Raw genomic sequence first — 19,665 nt, forward strand, 5'->3', positions numbered from 1 at the left:
GTTGTCATTATTCCGCTTTGGAACGCAACCGGTTCCAACTACCATACCGGCCGCAGCGGGCATGCCCGCCGCGTCGTCGCGCGCGGACGTCGCCGGCCTCGCACCGCCGGCGGATGTCGGCGCCCGTGCGCGCTACTCGCAACAGCCAGCCAGAACAACGGGTTCACCGCCCGGAGACATACAACATGAACAAGCAACTGATCGCAGCGCCGCTGCTGCTCTCGCTCGCGGGTGTCGCTGCCGCGCAAAGCTCCGTCACGCTGTACGGCATCGTCGACGCGGGCGTCACCTATCGCAGCAACGAACGGGTCGGCACGGCGGGCGCGTACACCGGGCATTCGAGCGTCGGGCTCTCGACCGGCAACCTGTCCGGCAGCCGCTGGGGCATCAAGGGTTCCGAGGATCTCGGCGGCGGGATGCGCGCGCTGTTCGTGCTCGAGAACGGCTTCGACGTCACCAACGGCACGTCGGGCCAGGGCGGCCGCCAGTTCGGCCGCCAGGCGTTCGTCGGCGTCGGCAGCGACCGCTACGGCACGATCACGCTCGGCCGCCAGTACACGTCGCTCGACGACTTCGTGAGCCCGGTCGGCCCGTCGTCGTTCATCGGCGGCTTCGGCGCGCACCCGGGCGACATCGACGATCTCGACCAGACGGCGCGGGTCGACAGCTCGATCAAGTACACGAGCGCGAACTACGCGGGCTTCACGTTCGGCGCGCTGTACGGCTTCGGCAGCCAGCCGGGCAGCATGAAGCAGCGCAACACGTGGAGCGTCGGCGCGGCGTACGCGGCGGGGCCGCTGCGCGTGGGCGTCGGCTACGAGCGTTCGGACAACAGCAAGACGGGCGCGACCGACCCGACGGCCGGCAAGTGGCAGAGCACCGACGACGGGCTGTTCAACTCGTCGATCAACGAAGGCTATGCGAGCGCGCAGTCGCAGCAGGTCATCGCGACCGGCGCGACGTACGACTTCGGCCCGGCCGTCGTCGGCGTGAACTACAGCAACGTGCAGTACCGCAGCGGCGCGCAGTCGCTGTTCAGCGGCCATGCGACCTTCAACATCGCGGGCGTGTTCACGCGCTGGAACGTGCGGCCGCAGACGCAACTGTTCGCCGGCTACAGCTACACGCGCGGCAGCAGCGTCGACGGCATCGACGACCGCGCGCAGTATCACAACGTCACGCTCGGCGCGGTCTACGACCTGTCGAAGCGCACCAGCGTGTACCTGCTCGGCGCATACCAGCACGCGTCGGGCACGACGCTCGACGCGCTCGGCCATCCGGTGGCCGCGACCGCGTCGGCGTCCGACAAGGCGAACGGCCACTCGTCCGACTCGCGGTCGCAGGCGATCGTGAGCCTCGGGCTGCGCCAGAAGTTCTGACGCCACGCGCGCGACCGGCGGGCCGCCCGAGAAGCGGGCAGCCGGTCGCGCGGCGCGTCTCTATACTGTCGCCTTCCTTTCCCGGAGGCGACATGACCCGTACCCATTCCGCGAGCTGCCTGTGCGGCGCCGTCACCGTCACGCTGCAAGGCGAGCCGGCTGCGCGTGCGAATTGCCACTGCGCGACGTGCCGCGACTTCTACGGCACGCCGATGCTGTCCGCGACCGCATGGCAGCCGGAGCAGGTGTCCGTCACGGGCGGCGACGCGACGTTTCCGCATCCGTCGAAGTCGATGTCGCGCACGTGGTGCGCGGCATGCGGCGAGATCGTGTTCGGCACGAACCGGCTCGGCATGCGCGTCGTGCCGAACAGCGTCGCCGCGCGTGCGCATGGCGGGCAACTGCCCGATGAACTGCAGCCGACGATGCACCTGTTCTACCGGCAGCGCGTGATCGACGTCGTCGACGCGCTGCCCAAGTATCTCGACGGCTGGGATGGCCCGACGCTCGACAGCGCAAACTGATCGGCACCGGCCGCACGCGCCGGCCGGCGTGCGGCTGTGATTGCTCGCTTGCGGGCGTCTCTTCGGTAGCCGTCCGCCGCTAGCCGCGCGCCGCATACGCGGCACATTCGTCGTCGGCCAGCGCCTCGCGACACGCATCGCGTTACTTCACCTCTTCACGATTTCCACGGCCATGCGGCACGCGTCGTGCGCTTTCGGCCGCGCCATGCCGAACGAGTCCCACATTATTTTTCTTCTTTCATTTCAATTTCGATTGGTGATCATCGAACCGATTTGAAGGCAATGAAAAAGCAATGCGTATTTTAAGAAAAAATGACATGCGTGCATTGAATGATTCGGAAGAAAATTCCGGGAAATACAGGCTCCCGACGTGCCGTCAGACGACGTGCGACGGCGCCGTTCGCGGTATTGCACTGCAGCGTCGAAAAGACATTGAGCGGTAAAAGAACGTAGCGGGTAATTCGCGGTGGAATTGAGGCGGATTTTGCAGAAATCACCAACGTTTCATATGCGGCGAATTACAGTATCAAGAAACGATCGCCCGGGAGCATCATTCATGTTAGCGAAACAAATTCGCGCAGTATTGCTTGGAATATGCATTGCCATGCTGGCATCGGTCGGTCATGCGCAGACGTCGTACTCGACCGACTGGCTCGCCAACACGTTCGGCACGCTGAGCATGCACGTCGGCAACGGCGCACGCTCGCTGTGGGTTGCCCCCGAGGGGGTGATCTATACGGCGTCGCGGTGGGACGAGAACGCGGGCGGCGTCGCGATCTACCAGAACGGGCAGACGCTCGGCACGATCGGCATCCACGACGAATTCCAGGGCGGCGCGATCACCGGCAACGCGACGTCGCTGTTCGTCGCGCTCGGCTACAACCGCACGTTCGGCAGCGGCTCGGTGGGCCGCTACAACCGCGGCACGAACCGGCGCGACCTGCGCATTCCGGTCAGCACGTGGACGGGCATCCAGTACGCCGACGTGATCACCGGCCTCGCGACGGCCGGCAACCTGCTGTATGCGAGCGACTTCTACGGCAACCGCGTGCGCGTCTATACCACCGACGGCGTATGGCAGCGCGACATCGGCGTAGCGGGGCCGGGCGCGCTGGCGCTCGATGCGTCGGGCAACCTGTGGGTCGCGCGCAAGAGCGCCGCGGTGGTCGCGCAGTTCAGCCCGACCGGCGCGGCGATGAGCACGATCCAGATGGCGGCCGACGCGCGGCCGGCGTCGCTGTACTTCGATGCGCCGAGCGGCCAGTTGCTGGTGGGCGACGAAGGGCCCGACATGAACATCAAGATGTACACGCTCGTCGGCCAGCCCGCGCAGGTCGGCACGTTCGGCGTGCAGGGCGGCTATCTCGACACGACCTCGGGCATCAAGGGGCAGGTGGGCGACAAGCGCTTCACGCGCGTCGCGGGCATCGGCAAGGATGCGGCCGGCAACCTGTACGTGCTGAACAACGCGTGGGGCGGCGGCTGGGATCTCGGGCGCAACGGCAGCACCGACCTTCACTCGTACAGCCCGACCGGCGCGCTGCAATGGAAGCTGCAGGCGCTGAACTTCGAGGCGATCGCCGCGCCGGATCCGCTGACCGACGGCGCGTTCTTCTACAGCGGCAACAACGTGTACACGGGCACATCGGGCGGTACGTTCGTCGCGAACACGATCGACCCGTTCCGCTATCCGAAGGATCCGCGCCTCGACATGAAGGACTACCAGCGCGGCCAGCACTTCGGGCAGCTCGCGATGGTGAACGGCAACCGGCTGCTCGTCGCGACCGGGCAGAATCCGGGCAACTACAACGTCTATCACTTCAACAGTGCAAACGGCTACATCGCGATTCCGGACGGTTCGATCCCCGGCAAGCCGTTCAACACGAACCTGCAGGTGACGGCCGGCTTCATGCTCGACGACAACGGCGACGTGTGGGCCGGGCTCGATCGCACCAACAACATCTCGCACTATCCGCTGACGGGCTTCGATGCGACCGGCAAGCCGTCATGGGGCAAGCCGGTGCAGATCCCGATTCCGCGCACGGTGCTGCCGCTCACGCGGATCATCTACCAGGCCGACAGCGACACGATGATCCTCGCGCAGGGCATCTCGGGCAGTTGGGACTGGACCGCGATGAACGGGCACATCGAGGTCTATCACGGCTGGAAGGGCGGCAACATGAGCGCACCGAACCCGGTGATCAACCTGACGAGCGCGAACCCGAAGTCGATCGCCGCGGCCGGCCACTATCTGTTCGTCGGCTACGTGCACACGGTGCCGAACATCGACGTCTACGACCTGAACACCGGCAACCTCGTCACGACGCTGACGAACTCGAACACGTCGGCGATGGACGTCGGCAACGACGTCGACTCGATGTACGGTGTGCGCGCGTACCGGCGCTCGTCCGGCGAGTACGTGATCACGAAGGACAACTACAACGGGTCGAGCATCGTCGTGTATCGCTGGCATCCGTGACCAATCCGTGACCACGCGGGCCGCGCCGCACGCGCGTCACGGCGCGCCGAGCACGCGGCCGTTCACCTCGCGCCCGTACATCGAGTCGGGCGTGTCGTGGAACTTCGCGCGGGTGTCCTGCACCGTGCCGGTGAAGCGCGGGTCCTGCGGGCGCTCCTGGCTGTCCATGAAGGTCGCGACGTCCCACGCCTGCTGATCGGTCAGCGTGCCGCCGAGCCCGAGCGGCATGTTGGCCTTGATGAAGCCGGCGGCGTTGCGGATGTCGCCCATCCCCGCTCCCCAGTTGAACGAGCGCGCGCCCCACAGCGGCGGGAACGCCGGCTGGCCGCCGCTCGATTGACCCTGGCCGTCCGCGCCGTGACACAGCGCGCAGTGTTGCGCGTAGACGGCGGCGCCGCGCGCGTAATCGGCCTTCTGCGCGGGCGGCGGCAGTTTCGGGAAGCCTTGCCCCGGCAGCTTCGTGCCGACCGGCGCGCCTTTCGCGAGCCAGTACGAATAGGTTTCGAGCGCGACGAGGATCGGGTCGCCGGCCGGCGGCGCCTTGCCGTTCATGCTGTAGCGAAAGCATCCTTGCAGGCGTTCGGCGAACGTGTTCACGTGGCCGTTCTTGATGCGGTAGGCCGGATACAGCAGGTACGCGGCCCACATCGGGCTCGAATCGGGCCGGCGGCCCGCGTCGAGGTGGCAGCTCGCGCAGGTCAGCTTGTTGCCGACGTACTTGCCCGCGTATTGGGGCGTGTGGAGGAAGATCTGTTCGCCGAGCTTCACGGTCTTGCCGAAGTCGTCGGCGGGAAGCGTGGATTCGGCCGGCGGCGTGAACGGCTTCGCCGTGGCAGCGGGCACGGCGGCCGCCGCTGGTGCGGACGCGGTCGGCGTGTCCTGCGGCGCGGCCGCGCATGCGAGCGCGGGCATCCAGGCCGCGCCGAGCAGCGCGGCGCGGGCGCGGCGGATCAGCTGCGTGCGGTCGATCATGGCTTGTCTCCGTTCGTGGCGCCCGCGCGCGCATAGTAGGCGGCCACCGCGTCGATATCGGCATCGGACAGCTTGCCGGCGATCATCGGCATCAGCGCCATCGGCCCGGGCGCGCGCGTGCCGTGCTTCCACGCGTTCAACTGGCCGGCGATGTACGCGGCGGGCTGGCCGACGAGCGGCGGAAACGCGGTGCCCACGCCGAGGCCGCCCGCGCCGTGGCATTGTGCGCACGCGGGCAGGCCGTCCGACCAGCGCCCGCGCGTCGCGAGCCATGCGCCGGTGTTCGCCGGATCGATCGATGCGGTGCCGGCTGCGATCGCAGTCGGCGCGGGCAGGTTCGCGAAATACGTGGAGACCGCGTCGCGCTCGTGCGCCGACAGCAGTTTCGCGAGCGGCTGCATCACGGGGTTCTGGCGGCTGCCGTCGGCGAACGCGGCCAGTTGCGCGGACAGGTACGCGGCATTCGTGCCGGCGAGCCGCGGAAAGCCCGCGGCCGCATTGCCTTCGCCCTGCGCGCCGTGGCAGCCGATGCATGCGGCCACGCCGGTGGTCGAGCCCTGGGTCGCGAGCGTCTTGCCGAGCGTCGCGTCGTCCGCGTACGCGCGGCCGGCCAGCAGCGCCGCGGCGGCGAGCAGCAGCGGTGCGAACCGGCGTCGCGGTGTGTCGAACGAATCGTTCACGTGTCCCCTCCTTGTTGTCTTGTGGCGCGCGCAACAGTGCCGCAGCGCGTCACTCCGCGTCAGGCGCGTCGGGCCGCGGCTGCTGCGGCTGCTGCGGCGCGAGAGGCGGCATCGCTGCGTTCGTGTCATAGCGGCCGAAGCCGCAGCGCTCGATATCCGCAACGCGTGCGGCGACGGGATGAACGCGAGTCACGCAAGCGCGGCTTCCCGGTGCGGCGCGTTCCTGACCATCGCCCACGCATAGATCGCCGTCGTATTGTGCGCGGATGGAGTGTCGATGTGCATCAGCGGATGCCCGACGTGTTACTGGAAGGCCGCCTCCGATTGCCACGCCATGCCGGCGTCTGCGCGGCACTGCGTCAGGAGCAGCGTGGTTTCTCGAGAAGGCCGCTTCCGATTGCCACGGCACACCGAGGCCCGCACGGCGCCTGCATAGGAACGGCGCGGTTTCGCATGAGGGATGTGCGCGAGTTCGGTCGTGCGCGTCGCGCAGCTTGTCGTCGTGGCTGGTGTGCGCGAGCGCATCGCCGCCGGCCTTGGCGAGCGATGCGCGAATCTTCGAACGTGGCGCCGCGCTGCGCGGTACAACGGCGCGACGTCAGTGCGCGGTGCGCTCGCGCAGCACTTCCGACGGCCGTGTGTTGCGCACGAACACGCCGGCCAGCACCGCGCCCGCGAGCGCGATCGCGCCGGCCAGCACGAACGCGGACGCGAACGAGCCGCTGCGATCGACGATGAAACCCGTCACGGCCGGCCCGATCACGCCCGACAGGCTGCCCATGCAATGCAGGAAGCCGCTGACGCCGCCAACGCGGGCCGGATGCACGACGTCCTGCACGATCGCCCAGTAGATCGCGCCCGTCACGTACAGGAAGAACAGCGATACCGACATCAGCGCGACCGCGCCCTGCGTCGACTGCACGGCGCCCGCGACGGCCACGCACGCGCCCGCGCCGAGCAGGCAGGTGACGAGCACGATCCGGCGCGACAGCAGCAGGTTGCCGGTGACACGGTAGAGCGCGTCCGAGATCGCGCCGCCGCATGCGAGGCCGACCGTGCCCACGAGCCACGGCACGATGGTGGCCACGCTCATCTCCTTGATGTTCAGGTGGTGCGCGCGCACGAGGTAGCTCGGGAACCAGCTCAGGAAGAAGAACAGCACGTAGTTGTAGCTGAAGAACGCGGCGGCCGTCGCGAGGATGCGTGGCTGGCGCACGTAGTGCGACAGCGTGTGCGCCGGGGCCGCCGCGTCGACGGCCGACGGCGCGTGAGCCGACATCGCGTCGGCCGAGCCCGATGCCGCGTTGACCGGCGTGGCGGGACGGTCCGACGTCGACATCATCCACACGACGACCCATGCGAGCCCGATCGCGCAGACGATCCAGAACGCGGGCCGCCAGCCGAATTGCGCGGCCAGCAGACCGACGATCGGGCCGGCGATTGCGCCGCCGAGCGGCGAGCCGGCGCTGAGCAGCCCCATCGCGGTGGCGGCGGCGTCGCGCGGCAGCCAGTTGTTGACCATCTTGTTCGCGGCCGAGCACAGCGGCCCTTCGGCCATCCCGAACAGCAGCCGCACGATCAGCAGGCTCACGAAGCCGACGGTCAGCGCGGTCATCCCGCAGAACACCGACCACAGCCCGACCGACAGCACATACACGAGCTTCGGCCCGAGCCGGTCGGACGCGAGCCCGCCGATGAAGTTGAACAGCGCGTAGCCGATGAAGAACGTGCTGAACACGAGGCCCATCTGCACGGCATTGATGCCGAGATCGGTCTGCACGATCGGCGCGACGATCGACAGCGCAACGCGGTCGAGATAGTTGATGCCGTACACCATGAACAGCAGGAACACCGTGAACCAAGCCTGCGACTTCTGCTTCATCTCCGTCTCCTTCGTGCCGGTGGGCCGGCCATCATGTTCGTGTCTCGTCGATCGTTCGCCGCGTCGCGGACGACGTCGGCGGGCAAGGGTATTGCGCGGTGCGCGCGGCGGCGGCGAACCTGGCGCGCAGTCGTTAGTCGTTCAGCGCGCGTGCAGCGGTGCGAGCAGGGCGTCGGTGCCGCGCGCGCGCAGCGTCGCCAGATGCGCACCGACACGGGCGATCAGCGCGTCCGGCCACGCAACGTCAGCGGCGAGCGCGGGACTGCCGAGCGCCGCCCGAACCGCGCCGGCGGCATCGCCGGCCGCCGACAGCGTCGCGCCGAGCGTCGCCGCGCCCGGATCGCTGATCGTGAGCGCGCGGCCCGCTTCGTCGCGCGCGGTGGCGACGTAGTGCAGCCACAGCGCCAGCGCGCGTTCCAGATACGGTCGTTCGATGCCGGCCGCCGCGCTTTCGCCAAGCGCGGGCAGCCAGCGCAGCGGCACCTTCTGCGTGCCGTCCATCGCGATCTGTTCAGTGCGATGCGCGAGCATCGGATTGCGAAAGCGCTGCACGAGCGTCGCGCAATAGCCGTGCGCGTCGTAGCCCGACGGCACGTCGACGGTCGCGAGCAGGTCGTGCGTCATCACGCCGTCGACGAGCGCCGCGATGGCGGGATCGGCCATCGCGTCGGATACGGTCGCGCGTCCGCGCAACTGCCCCGCATAGGCGATCGCCGAATGCGAGCCGTTCAGCAGCCGCAGCTTCATCGTTTCGTACGGCCGCACGTCGGCGGCCAGGTGCGCGCCGGCGTCTTCCCAGCGCGGGCGCGGCCCGGCGAAGCGATCCTCGAGCACCCATTGCGAGAACGGCTCGCAGACGATTGCGGCCGCGTCGCGCGCACCGAGATGCGCTTGCGCCCAATCGAGCGATTCGGGCGTGGCGGCCGGCACGATCCGGTCGACCATGCTGTTCGGGAATGCGACGTCGTCGCGGATGCGCCGCGCGAGCGCGCCGTCGACGTGTTCCGCGTAGTCGATCAGCAGCGCGCGCAGCGTGTCGCCGTTCGACGTCATGTTGTCGCAGCAGACGATGGTCAGCGGCGCATGCGCAGGCCGCATGCGCAGGCCGGCGGCGATCACGCCGAGCGCGGTGCGCGGCGCGTCCGGCGTCGCGAGATCCTGCTTCAGAGCGGGGTCGTCGAGATCGAGACCGCCGCCGGGGCGGCGGCAATAGCCTTTTTCCGTCACGGTCAGGCTGACGATTGTCACGGCCGGATCGGCGATCAGCGCCAGCAGCGCGGGCAGCGAATCGGGCGCGAACAGCGCGCCGTGCACCGCGCCGACGATGCGCGTGTGGGCACCGTCGCCGTCGCGCTCGGTCACCGTGTACAGATGATCCTGCGCGGCGAGCAGGTCGACCGTATGGCGCCGCCGCAGTTCGACGCCCACGATCCCCCAGCGCAGGTCGCCTTGTTCCAGCACCGTCTCGGTATGAAGAGCCTGGTGCGCGCGATGAAACGCGCCGAGGCCGAGATGGACGATGCCCGTGCGGACCGCGTGCCGGTCATAACGGGGGCGGCGCGTGCCGGGCGGCGCGGTGAGCAGGAAATCGGGGGCGGACGGCATGACGGTCGGAGCGGGTTCGTACCATGGTAGATAAGTGAGTCCGTGCAGGTTATTTCGAGTTTGTCTGCGAAGTTATCGGTGTAAACGCTAGATCGCCCGACGCGGATCGCTTCTGTACCATGGTAGATGTTGATATCGCGTTAGACGAAGCCACCACCATGAGCGAAACGGCAGCACTGGAAGAAGAGGACGTCGTCGTCACGGCGTTGCAGGGGTTCTCGCTGGACGAGAGCCGCTCGTATACGGAGCAGGTGCACGCGCTGCTGCGCCACGCGATCGTGCGCGGCGCACTGCCGCCGCGCACTGCGCTGTCGGAGGCGGTGATTTCCACGACGATCAAGGTCAGCCGTACGCCGGTGCGCGAGGCATTCGCGCAGCTCGCCGACGAGCGGCTCGTGCAGATCATCCGGAAGGTCGGCACGCTAGTCGCGCCGATTCCGGTGTCGATCCTCGAGGAAGGGCGCTTCGCGCGCAGCACGCTCGAATGCGCGAATCATGTCGAGCTCGCGCAGAAGATCACGCCGGCGCAGCTCGCGGAGCTGTCGCGGATCATCGACGCGCAGCGCGAGGCCGTGGCCGCCGGCGACGTCGAAGCGTTCTTCGATCTCGACGAGGCGATGCACGGCCGGATGTTCGCGTTCGCGGGCCGGCCGCACGTGTGGGAAATGCTGCAGCCGATGAAGCGCCAGTTCGACCGCGTGCGCTGGCTGCTGCTCGATCGCGTCGAGGATCACGCGCGCCGCGCGCTGCAGGAGCACGAGCAGATCCTCGCGCACATCGCGTCGCGCAACATGGCGCTGCTCGGCGCGTCGGTCGCGTCGCACGTCGACCGGATCGGCTCGCATCTGCCCGAAGTGCGCAGCCGCACGCCTCATTACTTTGTCGACTGAAACGCCCGCTGGAGGAGCGCAGTGAAAATCGAACGCTTGCAGACCATCGTCACGTGTCCGGGCCGGAACTTCGTGACGGTAAAGATCGTGACCGACGAAGGCGTGGTCGGCCTCGGCGACGCGACGCTCAACGGGCGCGAGCTCGCGGTGCGCGCCTATCTGGAAGACCACGTGTTTCCGTGCGTCGTCGGCCGCGATCCGCGCAACATCGAGGACATCTGGCAGTACCTGTATCGCGGCGCGTACTGGCGGCGCGGGCCCGTGACGATGACGGCGATCGCCGCGATCGACATGGCGCTGTGGGACATCAAGGGCAAGCTGGCGGGCATGCCGGTCTATCAGCTGCTCGGCGGCAAGAGCCGCGACGGCCTGATGGTCTACGGCCATGCGAACGGGCGCGATCATGAAGAGGCGGTCGACGCGGTGCGCGCGCACATCGAGGCCGGCTACCGCGCGATTCGCGTGCAGTCGGGCGTGCCGGGGCTCGACAAGGTGTACGGCGTCGGCAAGACGGCCGGCGCGTACGAGCCGGCCGAGAAGGGGCTGCCGCCCGAGGAGCCGTGGGACACCGCGCTCTATCTGCGGCACACGCCGGAGCTGTTCCGCAAGGTGCGCGACGCGGTGGGCGATGCGCCGCACCTGCTGCACGACGCGCATCACCGGCTCACGCCGATCGAGGCCGCGCGCCTCGGCCGCGATCTCGAGCCGCATCGGCTGTTCTGGCTGGAGGATGCGACGCCCGCGGAGAACCAGGACGCGTTCCGGCTGATCCGCCAGCACACGACGACGCCGCTCGCGGTCGGCGAGGTGTTCAACTCGATCTGGGATTGCAAGGACCTGATCCGCGACCAGCTGATCGACTACATCCGCGCGACCATCGTGCACGCGGGCGGCATCACGCACGTGCGGCGCATTGCCGATTATGCGGCGATGTACCAGGTGCGCACCGGGTTCCACGGCGCGACCGACCTGTCACCCGTGTGCATGGCGGCGGCCGTGAACTTCGGGCTGTGGGCGCCGAACTTCGGCATCCAGGAACTGATGCCGCACAGCCCGTTGACCGATGAAGTGTTTCCGCACAGCTACCGATTCGAGGACGGCTATCTGGTGATGGACGACGTGCCGGGCCTCGGCGTCGACATCGACGAGACGCTGGCCGCGAAATATCCGTACGAGCGCGCGTACCTGCCGGTCGCCCGGCTGCGCGACGGCTCGATGTGGAACTGGTAAGCGGCGAAGATCCGAAGGAGAGAACCGAAATGTTGAGCGTCGTTGTCGATCGTCCGAACAGCATGGGCGTGCGCGAAGTGCCGCTGCCCGCGCCCGCCGCCGGCGAAGTGCGCGTGAAGGTGCGCTATGCGGGCATCTGCGGGTCGGACCTGCATATCTTTCACGGCAAGAACCCGTTCGTGTCGTACCCGCGCATCATCGGCCACGAGTTCGTCGGCACGATCGACGCGGTTGGCGCGGGCGTCGACGCCGCGCGGCTTGGCGAGACCGTCGCGGTCGATCCGGTGATCAGCTGCGGGCATTGCCACGCGTGCACGATCGGCCGGCGCAACGTATGCCGGCACCTGACCGTGCTCGGCGTGCATCGCGACGGCGGCTTCAGCCAGTACACGTGCGTGCCGGCCGGTAATGCGTACCGGATTCCGGAGGCGATCGCCGATACCTGCGCGGCGATCGTCGAGCCGTTCGCGGTGGCCGCGAACGCGACGTCGCGCACCGCCGTGCTGCCGGGCGACGTCGCGCTGATCTACGGCGCCGGTACGGTCGGGCTGACGATCCTGCAGGTGCTCAAGCGCGTGTACGGCATTCGCGCGTTCATCACCGACCGGCTCGACGCGCGGCTGCAGCTCGCACGCAAGTGCGGCGCGGCGCAGGACGAGCTCATCAACACGAGCGTCGAATCGCTGCCCGACGCGCTGGAAAAGCGCGGCGTCGACGGCGGCCCGACGCTGATTTTCGATGCGGTGTGCCATCCGTCGATTCTCGAGGAAGCCGTGCGGATCGCCGCGCCGGCGGGCCGGATCGGCGTGCTCGGGTTTTCGTCGGAACCTTCGGCGATCGTGCAGGCGGAGCTGACGAAGAAGGAGCTGACGCTCGCCGCGTCGCGACTGAACTGCGCGATGTTCCCGCAGGTGATCGACTGGATTGCCCGCGGGCTGCTCGAGCCCGAACACATCGTCACGCACAAGGTGGGCTTTCGCGACGTCGTGCACGCGTTCGAGATGGCCGAGCGCGATCCCGAGAACAGCTGCAAGATCCTGCTCGATTTCGCGGGCGGCTGATACCGCTTCCATCCCCTTTCGGTTCGCCGGCCGCGGCGTGTCGCGCGCGCTGCCGCGCCACGGGGGGCGTCAGAACGACACCGTCGTCGTCAGCGTGACGAGCCGCGGCTCGCCGACCGCGATGATCAGGTTGCTGTTGCTCGACGGATAGTAGGTCTTGTCGAGCAGGTTCTTCACGTTCAGCTGGATGCGCGTCGGGAACTTGCCGATCGTCGTTTCGTAGGCCGCGAACGCATCGACGGTCACGTAGCCGGGCAGCGTGAAGCTGTTCGCGGCGTCGCCGGGCCGTGCGCCGACGAGCCGCGCACCGCCGCCGAAGCGCCAGCGTCCGGGCAGGTTCGCGATGGCCGTGTCGTACACCGCGAACAGGCTGCCGGTGTGGCGCGCGACGTTGGCGAGCGGCGTGTTGCTGTCGCGGTCGTTCGCGTTCGTGTACGCATAGCTGCCGATCAGGCTCAGGTGGCGCGTGATCTGCCCTGCAACATCGAGTTCGATCCCGCGCGAGCGCGCGGTGCCGATCGTCGACGTGATGTCGCCGACGGTCACGGCGACGTTGCGCTTGTCGATCTGGTACGCGGCGAGCGTGCCGGTGATGCCGGGCTTCACGCTGAACTTCAGGCCGGCTTCGAGCACGCGGCCGAATTCCGGCGCGAGCGGCGACGTGACATTCGACGCGACGTTCGTCTTGAACGAGCGGCTCACGTTCGCATACGCGGTGAGCGACGGCGTGAGCGCATACGCGAGCCCAAACTGCGGCAGCCACACGTTGCCGTGCGAGCGGTCGGCGAACACGAATGGCCGGCCCATCCCCGATTCCTGCTGCCAGTCTTCCCAGCGCAGCCCGGCGACCGCGGTCAGCCGGTCGGTGAGCTTCACCGAGTCCTGCACGATCAGCGAGTACGTGTGCACCTTCGAAAGCGAATCGCTTTGCTTCGCACTCGCCGTGCCGCCCGGTGCGAGCAGGCCGTAGACGGGATCGTACAGATCGAAGCCCTTCGTCGCGGCGCCGCGGATCGTGTCGCCGCGGAAGCTGCGCTGCCGTTCGTACTCGCCGCCGACGTACAGCGCATGGTTCATCCCCGCGAGCGTCAGGTTGCCGAGCAGGCCGAGCGTCGCGATCTGGTCGGAGTCGTTGCGCCCGAGGTTCGCGTCGGACGAGCGCGACAGCGCGCCAGTCGTACTGTTGAAGGCGGTCGCGCGCGTGATGTACTGATCGTAGCGGTCGCGGCCCCAGCCGTAGGTCGCGCGCATGCGCCACGCATCGGAGAAGCGGTGCTCGATGCGTGCGCGCAGCGTTTCCTGGATCCCGCTGCTTTGCGCCCACGCTTCCTCGTAGCGGCGATAGCGCAGTGTGTCGTCGGGGCGGCCGTTCACGAGCACGGTGCCGCGATCGAACGGCGTCGTGTAGTCGACGTACTGGTAGCTGACGTCGATCGACGTGTTCGCGTCGTGCCACGACAGCGCGGGCGCGATCAGCGCGTCGCGTTCGCGGCCGAAGCTGCGCCAGTAGCGGCTCGTGTCGTATTCGCCGGTGAGCCGGAACGCGAGCGTGCCGCCCGCGACCTGGCCCGGCTTGCCGAGCGGGCCCGTCAGGTCGAACTGCGCGCTGCCGCCGCCGTGGCTCGTGCGCGACGCCGAGACCGAACCGCCGAACGCGTCTTCCGGCTTGCGCGTGACGAGATTGATCACGCCGCCCGGATCCTGCATCCCGTATAGCAGCGAAGCCGGGCCCTTCAGCACTTCGACGCGGTCGATCGTCGCGAGATAGCTGTGCAGCACCGGCGTGCGCACGCCGTCGACCAGCACGGAGCCGTCGTTGTTCGAGCCGAAGCCGCGCTTGATGAACGCGTCGCGCGTGCCGCCGAGCGTGTTGGTCTGCGTGACGCCGCTGATGTTGCCGAGCACGTCGTCGAGCGAGCGCGCCTGCTGGTCCTGCATCACGCTGCTGCTGACCACCGCGACCGATTGCGGAATGTCCTTGATCGCTCGTTCGTCGCCGCCGGCGACGCTGCTGGTGCGCGGCTGATAGCCGACGGTCGGGTCCGCGGTCGCCGACGCGCTGACGCTGATCGCCGGCAGTTCGCGCTCGATGGGCGGCAGTGCTGGCGTGGATGCGGGCGTGGCCGATGCTGCCGCCGCGTCAGCGGCGGTGGACGCGCGATCGTCGGCGGCAGCATGCGCGCCGCTTGCGACGCAAAGGGTGATCAGGGCAGGCAGGCTCGTGCGCCACGGACGCAAGGTCCGGGCGCGGCGGGGCAGTCGACGGGATGGCATGAATCGGTGAGTGACGGAGTGCTAAGAGTCTGGTCGCGGGCCGCAGCGGTTTCGCCATGGCAGGGTCCGGATGATATATTTAATGAGAATCATTTGCAATTGTAATAAGGCGTGATCCGGAACGCGGGCGGCGATTTGCCGGGGCCGCGTCGGTCTGCTACCGTAGCGCCCAAAATCAGAAGCAGTGAAATTCAATGAGAGCCGGGGGCCGCACCATGTCATCTACCTGTCCCGTCGCGTGCAGCGCGACGCCGCGCACCGCAGCCGACCATGCGGGTGGTGAAGTGATCGCAGCCGTATTCCACGATTCGAACGAATAAAGCCACGCGTCGCGCGTGCATGTCGCGCTGCGTCGGGCAGCCGGCGCAGCGTCGCCTTCAATCACTTCAACCACCACGTTTTGACGGGAGACCACCCCATGAAAAAGATTTCCGCGCCGTTTGCGGCGGCCGCGCTCGCGGCATGTGCGATGCTGGCCGGGGTTCAGCAGCGCGTTCATGCCGCGCCGGCGGCCGAGCCCGCGATCGATGCGCACTACGCGTCCGTGATCGAGGCCTACACGCGGGACATGAACACCGCGAAGACGAAATACGACGGCAAGCGCCTCGCATTCGTCGGCGCGCTGATCCGGATGGGCAGCGACCCGGGCGGCACGTACTTCGGTGCGGTGGCGACCGACGGCGCGCTGTTCGACACGGACTTCGACGTGACCGACCAGGAGGCGCTGAAGCCGAAATTCCCCGGCGGCGAGATCAAGCCGTTCACGGCATCCGCGAATTTCCGCTTCAGTTGCTTGAACGACGGCTATATCGACGCGCCGGTGCTGCCGGCGTTGAAGCTCGTGCATTGCCGGCTCGCCGATTGACGTAGCGCCGTGGCCGGCGCTCAGAACTTCTGCTGGATGCCGGCCATCACGCCGAGCTGGTTCATCCCGGTGCCGACCGTCCCGCCGGCGGCGACCGCGTTCGCAGCCAGCTTGCTGTTGAACATGTAGCCCACCGACGTATAGACGGTCGTCCGCTTCGACAGGAAGTAGTTCGCGCGGCCGACGAGCAGCGTGCCGTTCGAGCCTTCGCTGTTCTCGCGGCGCTGCAGGTAGCGCACGCCCTGAAGGTCGAGCGCGAGGTACGGCGTCGCGTAATACGTGCCGCCGGCGAACATGATGTCGGCCTGCAGGTGTTCGGCCGCGGCGAGGTTGCGGCGGATCCACCCGGCGCCCAGTTTCGCGGGGCCGATCTTCACGTAGCCGGCGACGATGTCGCGCGTGTCGGTGTAGGCCGGATTGTTCAGCGGCGCGAGCGCACCGCTACCGCCGCGCATCACGTCGTGCGACGCGGCGAGCCCGAAATTGCTCGCGTCGTACGCGATCATCGCCGTGTATTGGCGGCACGCGACGAAGTCGCCCGCCACCTGGCCCGCGCAACCCGTGGCCGACGGTCCTGCCGGCCCCGCCGCGTCGCGGCCGAAGCTGTACGTCGCGCCGAGCGTCAAGCCGTGGAACGTGCCCTTGTAGCCGATCGCATTGTCGCTGCGCGCATTCGGCAGGTACGAGTCGAAATCCGCCATCGAATGAAGCGACGGGCCGATCACGTCGGCGTTGGTCAGCACGATCATCGACATGTTCATCTGGCGGCCGAGGGTCAGCGCGCCGAACGGGCTGTTCACGCCCACATTCGCCTGCCGCCCGAACAGACGCCCGCCGTAGTTCAGCGCGCCGCTGCCGGGCTGGAAGCCGTTCTCGAGCACGAAGAAGGCCTGGTAGCCGCCGCCGAGATCCTCCGTGCCTTTCACGCCCCAGCGTGACGGCACTTCGCCGGTCAGCGTCGGCATCCCGGTGAACGACCCGCCGTGTGCGGCGTTGTTGTAGTAGGACACGCCGGTGTCGATGATCCCGTACAGCGTGACGCTGCTTTGTGCGCAAGCAGGGCCGGCCAGGGCCAGCGTCAGCGCCGTCGAGCATGCGACGCCCAGTTTCTTTTTCATTGCCGTCTCCAAACAGTGTATGTAGACATGCTTATCGATTTTTTATCGTGCCACCCGGTGACGCCGGAGTGACGCCGGGGCGCCGACGGGTGTCGGCGAGACCACGGCCGCCGTGCGTTACGACATGGCCGGATCGCGTTGCGCGCGCAACGCGCGGGTGGGCCCGGCGGCCACGGCGACGGCGATCGCCGCACCGGCCATCGGCACGAGGAACGCGAGATACAGATGCGACACGGACCAGCCGTCGTCCAGCAGCGCGCCGACCGTCATCGGCGACAGGATCGCGCCGAGGCGGCCGATGCCGACCGCGAGGCCGATGCCGGTCGTGCGGATTTCGGCGGGATAGGGTGTCGGCGACAGCGCATACATGCCGGCCACGCACGCGTTGATGACGGCGCCGAGAAATACCCCGGCCGTCAACCCGATGCCGAGCGAACCGGTATTCGCGCCGAACACGACCATCAGTGCGCCGCCCAGCAGCAGCGAGGCGCCGAGCAGGTTGCGCAGGCCGATGCGGGTCGACAGCAGGCTGAACAGCGACGCGCCCGCGATGCCGCCGAGATTGAGCAGCACGCCGCCGGTCACGCCCTGCGATGCCGACAGTCCGGCCTGGACCAGCAGTTTCGGTGTCCAGCTCACGACGAAATAGAAGCTGCCCATCACGAGAAAGAACGCGATCCACAGCGCGATCGCGCGGCGCGTGAGCGGCGGGCGCAGCACCGCCGTCCAGCTCGACGCGGGCGCTGCGGCGTCGCTGGACGATGCAACGGCCGGCAGCACGTCGATCGGTGCGCGTTTCATCCTGGCGAGGATGCGGTTGATTTTCCGCAGCGCGTCGTGCGGGCGTTTCGCGAGCAGGAAGTCGAGCGATTCCGGCAGCAGCGCGAGCACCATCGGGATCGCCACCAAGGTGAGGATGCCGCCGAACGCGAACACGCTGCGCCATCCCCATGTCGACAGCAGGTAGCCGGCCACGACGCCGCCCGCGGTGGCGCCGATCGCATAGCCGGTCGACTGCATGCCGATCGCGGCGCTGCGCCATTTGTTCGATGCGTACTCGCCGCTGATGACGGTCAGGCTCGCGAGCATCCCGCCGATGCCGAGCCCCGTGTACGCCCGCGCGACGGCGAGCTGCAGCGTGCTATGCGTGGCGGCGCACGCGAGCATTCCGGTCGAGATCAGGACGAGGCAGAGCAGGATGATCCTGCGGCGGCCGACGCGGTCGGCAAGCGGGGCGATCAGCACCGAGCCGATGCCCATGCCGGCGAGGCCGGCACTGAGCAGCAGGCCGATTTCCTTGCCGCTCAGTTTCCACTCGGCCGCCAGATGCGGCGCGGCAAACGCGATGGCCAGCACATCGAAACCGTCGAGCATGTTCAGCACGACGCAGGCGGTCACCGCCATCGTCTGGAACGCACTCATCGGGGACACGTCAATCGTATTGCGGATATTTGCACTCACGTCAAAGACCCTTTATTAAAATAGTATGACTAATTAAACGGAGTTGAATCGAAGCCGGCGGTGTCGAACGGATGAAAGATTGAGGATGGATGGGCGGCCGCGATGCCGGACGCTGTCCGCGGCCGTTGCCGGTTATGCGCGCGCCGGCGCGACGCTTACGCGGGTTCGGTTTGCTGCAGAAGGCGCTCGATCACGCGCCGCGCGCGATTCGGGCCCGCGTCGACATGGATGTCGATCTGCCGGCCGCCTGGAAACCGCAGCTGGTTCCGGTATTGCGCTTCGATCACGGTCTTGTCCTCGTCGAACGTCGCGGCCGATTGCTCGATGACCGTTTGCGCGACACGCTCGACGTCGTGCTGTGGATTGGTCGCAACGGTCCAGAAGTAGTGCGTGGTCGCGTCGGTCTCGGGCGTGATGCCGTGAAAGCCGCGCATGTGGAAGCCGCCGCGCGACGGATCGAGCAGGTCGCCGGTGCCGGCGTCCATCGCGCCCGTCCAGATCCGGATATGCGACACGTGGAATTCGATCTCCTGCCAGCGATCGACGCGACCGGCGAACGGCCATGCGGCCGTATAGGTTGGCGGCGGTTCGGAGTCGGGCATCCGGCGGATCAGCGATACCGTGTCGCCGTCGCCACTGACGCGGGTGTCCGCGCCCATGTGCAGCGGCGCGTTGCCGCCGATCGTTTTCAGATGCACATAGCCGAGATGGCTCAGGTCCATCAGGTTGTCGTGAATGAGCTGATACGGCGCGTCGTAGTGGTAGCGGCCGCCGCCGAAGCGATAGTTCGGGTCCGTGTGGAACGGGTAGCGCGGCGGCGCGCAGGTGGGTTGCGCGTGCGGATCGGCGCCGATCCAGATCCACACGATGGCGTCCTGCTCCTGCACCGGATACGACGCCACGCATGCCTTTGCAGGAATCCGGTCCTGGCCGGGAATCTCGACACAGGCGCCGTCGCGGTTGAACAGCAGCCCGTGATAGCCGCAGCGCAGGCCGCGCGGTTCGAGCGAGCCGCACGACAGCGGCAGCGACTTGTGGCAGCAGCGATCCTCCAGCGCGCCGATTGCGCCGGACGGCAGCCGGAACAGCACGATCGGCCGGCCGAGCAGCGTGCGCGCGACGGGTGTTTCGGTCAGTTCGGATGAAAGTGCCGCGACCCACCATCGGTCGACCGGAAACTTAGTAGTGTTGATGAGTGAGCCGGCGTGTTGTTCCATTGTTCGTCTCCAATATCGTGTTGTGCCG

15 protein-coding genes are annotated in these 19,665 nt (G+C 67.9%); 7 read left to right on the forward strand and 8 right to left on the reverse strand.

The features are described from left to right. The first annotated feature begins 185 nt into the window (after positions 1–185). The 3 genes from O1Q03_RS09050 (at position 186) to O1Q03_RS09060 (ending at position 4,382) form a co-directional block, all read left to right on the forward strand. Entirely contained in the window at positions 186–1,379 is a 1,194-nt protein-coding gene (locus O1Q03_RS09050) for a porin (protein ID WP_269502905.1), read from the forward strand. Positions 1,380–1,471: 92 nt separating this feature from the next. After that, positions 1,472–1,903, forward strand: coding sequence for a GFA family protein (locus O1Q03_RS09055; RefSeq protein WP_269502906.1), 432 nt, complete (start codon positions 1,472–1,474; stop codon positions 1,901–1,903). Between the two features lie 556 nt (positions 1,904–2,459). Beyond that, positions 2,460–4,382, forward strand: a complete 1,923-nt coding sequence (locus tag O1Q03_RS09060) for an SMP-30/gluconolactonase/LRE family protein (RefSeq protein WP_269502907.1) — start codon at positions 2,460–2,462, stop codon at positions 4,380–4,382. Positions 4,383–4,418: 36 nt separating this feature from the next. Here O1Q03_RS09060 and O1Q03_RS09065 read toward each other — a convergent pair whose 3' ends face one another. The 4 genes from O1Q03_RS09065 to O1Q03_RS09080 form a co-directional block, all read right to left on the reverse strand. Next, positions 4,419–5,354: a c-type cytochrome gene (locus tag O1Q03_RS09065; RefSeq protein ID WP_269502908.1), complete on the reverse strand. Its 936-nt coding sequence runs from the start codon at positions 5,352–5,354 to the stop codon at positions 4,419–4,421. Continuing rightward, complete coding sequence (locus tag O1Q03_RS09070; protein WP_269502909.1) at positions 5,351–6,034, reverse strand: c-type cytochrome; 684 nt, start codon at positions 6,032–6,034, stop codon at positions 5,351–5,353. Before O1Q03_RS09070 ends, O1Q03_RS09065 begins: the two co-directional genes overlap by 4 nt. Before the next feature lie 598 nt (positions 6,035–6,632). Continuing rightward, the gene (locus O1Q03_RS09075; RefSeq protein WP_269502910.1) at positions 6,633–7,916 is read right to left on the reverse strand and encodes an MFS transporter; all 1,284 of its coding nucleotides are present in this window, start codon (positions 7,914–7,916) and stop codon (positions 6,633–6,635) included. Positions 7,917–8,057: 141 nt separating this feature from the next. After that, positions 8,058–9,521, reverse strand: coding sequence for a mannitol dehydrogenase family protein (locus O1Q03_RS09080; RefSeq protein ID WP_269502911.1), 1,464 nt, complete (start codon positions 9,519–9,521; stop codon positions 8,058–8,060). A 158-nt stretch (positions 9,522–9,679) separates the two neighbouring features. Here O1Q03_RS09080 and O1Q03_RS09085 point away from each other — a divergent pair, with 158 nt between their 5' ends. From O1Q03_RS09085 to O1Q03_RS09095, 3 genes are read left to right on the forward strand one after another with little or no spacing between them, the layout of a single operon-like run. Further along, positions 9,680–10,411, forward strand: coding sequence for a GntR family transcriptional regulator (locus O1Q03_RS09085; RefSeq protein ID WP_269502912.1), 732 nt, complete (start codon positions 9,680–9,682; stop codon positions 10,409–10,411). Positions 10,412–10,432: 21 nt separating this feature from the next. Next, entirely contained in the window at positions 10,433–11,641 is a 1,209-nt protein-coding gene (manD, locus tag O1Q03_RS09090) for a D-mannonate dehydratase ManD (RefSeq protein ID WP_269502913.1), read from the forward strand. Between the two features lie 29 nt (positions 11,642–11,670). Next, positions 11,671–12,702 carry a Zn-dependent oxidoreductase gene (locus O1Q03_RS09095; protein ID WP_269502915.1) on the forward strand — a complete coding sequence of 344 codons (1,032 nt, stop codon included), beginning with the start codon at positions 11,671–11,673 and terminating at the stop codon, positions 12,700–12,702. 69 nt (positions 12,703–12,771) lie between these two features. Here O1Q03_RS09095 and O1Q03_RS09100 read toward each other — a convergent pair whose 3' ends face one another. Then, positions 12,772–14,976, reverse strand: a complete 2,205-nt coding sequence (locus O1Q03_RS09100; RefSeq protein WP_269502916.1) for a TonB-dependent siderophore receptor — start codon at positions 14,974–14,976, stop codon at positions 12,772–12,774. A 418-nt stretch (positions 14,977–15,394) separates the two neighbouring features. Here O1Q03_RS09100 and O1Q03_RS09105 point away from each other — a divergent pair, with 418 nt between their 5' ends. Continuing rightward, on the forward strand, positions 15,395–15,841 hold the full coding sequence (locus O1Q03_RS09105) for a hypothetical protein (RefSeq protein WP_269502917.1): 447 nt from the start codon (positions 15,395–15,397) through the stop codon (positions 15,839–15,841). 20 nt (positions 15,842–15,861) lie between these two features. Here the strand turns inward: O1Q03_RS09105 and O1Q03_RS09110 are convergent, their stop codons facing one another. The 3 genes from O1Q03_RS09110 to O1Q03_RS09120 all read right to left on the reverse strand — a co-directional run bounded on the left by O1Q03_RS09110 (position 15,862) and on the right by O1Q03_RS09120 (position 19,637). Further along, positions 15,862–16,959, reverse strand: coding sequence for a porin (locus O1Q03_RS09110; RefSeq protein ID WP_269502918.1), 1,098 nt, complete (start codon positions 16,957–16,959; stop codon positions 15,862–15,864). A 117-nt stretch (positions 16,960–17,076) separates the two neighbouring features. Beyond that, the gene (locus tag O1Q03_RS09115) at positions 17,077–18,420 is read right to left on the reverse strand and encodes an MFS transporter (protein WP_269502919.1); all 1,344 of its coding nucleotides are present in this window, start codon (positions 18,418–18,420) and stop codon (positions 17,077–17,079) included. 155 nt (positions 18,421–18,575) lie between these two features. Further along, positions 18,576–19,637 (reverse strand): aromatic ring-hydroxylating dioxygenase subunit alpha, encoded by a 1,062-nt coding sequence (locus tag O1Q03_RS09120; protein WP_269502920.1) that lies wholly within the window; start codon positions 19,635–19,637, stop codon positions 18,576–18,578. Positions 19,638–19,665: the final 28 nt, after the last annotated feature.

The sequence above is a fragment of the Burkholderia sp. IMCC1007 genome (assembly GCF_027257875.1).
In the GTDB taxonomy this organism is placed as follows: domain Bacteria; phylum Pseudomonadota; class Gammaproteobacteria; order Burkholderiales; family Burkholderiaceae; genus Burkholderia.

Coding starts and splice junctions, on each gene's coding strand:
- O1Q03_RS09085 (WP_269502912.1), top strand. CDS start 9,680: ATGAGCGAAACGGCAGCACTGGAAGAAGAGGACGTCGTCGTCACGGCG.
- O1Q03_RS09055 (WP_269502906.1), top strand. CDS start 1,472: ATGACCCGTACCCATTCCGCGAGCTGCCTGTGCGGCGCCGTCACCGTC.
- O1Q03_RS09050 (WP_269502905.1), top strand. CDS start 186: ATGAACAAGCAACTGATCGCAGCGCCGCTGCTGCTCTCGCTCGCGGGT.
- O1Q03_RS09105 (WP_269502917.1), top strand. CDS start 15,395: ATGAAAAAGATTTCCGCGCCGTTTGCGGCGGCCGCGCTCGCGGCATGT.
- O1Q03_RS09080 (WP_269502911.1), bottom strand. CDS start 9,521: ATGCCGTCCGCCCCCGATTTCCTGCTCACCGCGCCGCCCGGCACGCGC.
- O1Q03_RS09110 (WP_269502918.1), bottom strand. CDS start 16,959: ATGAAAAAGAAACTGGGCGTCGCATGCTCGACGGCGCTGACGCTGGCC.
- O1Q03_RS09120 (WP_269502920.1), bottom strand. CDS start 19,637: ATGGAACAACACGCCGGCTCACTCATCAACACTACTAAGTTTCCGGTC.
- O1Q03_RS09095 (WP_269502915.1), top strand. CDS start 11,671: ATGTTGAGCGTCGTTGTCGATCGTCCGAACAGCATGGGCGTGCGCGAA.
- O1Q03_RS09100 (WP_269502916.1), bottom strand. CDS start 14,976: ATGCCATCCCGTCGACTGCCCCGCCGCGCCCGGACCTTGCGTCCGTGG.
- O1Q03_RS09075 (WP_269502910.1), bottom strand. CDS start 7,916: ATGAAGCAGAAGTCGCAGGCTTGGTTCACGGTGTTCCTGCTGTTCATG.
- O1Q03_RS09060 (WP_269502907.1), top strand. CDS start 2,460: ATGTTAGCGAAACAAATTCGCGCAGTATTGCTTGGAATATGCATTGCC.
- O1Q03_RS09065 (WP_269502908.1), bottom strand. CDS start 5,354: ATGATCGACCGCACGCAGCTGATCCGCCGCGCCCGCGCCGCGCTGCTC.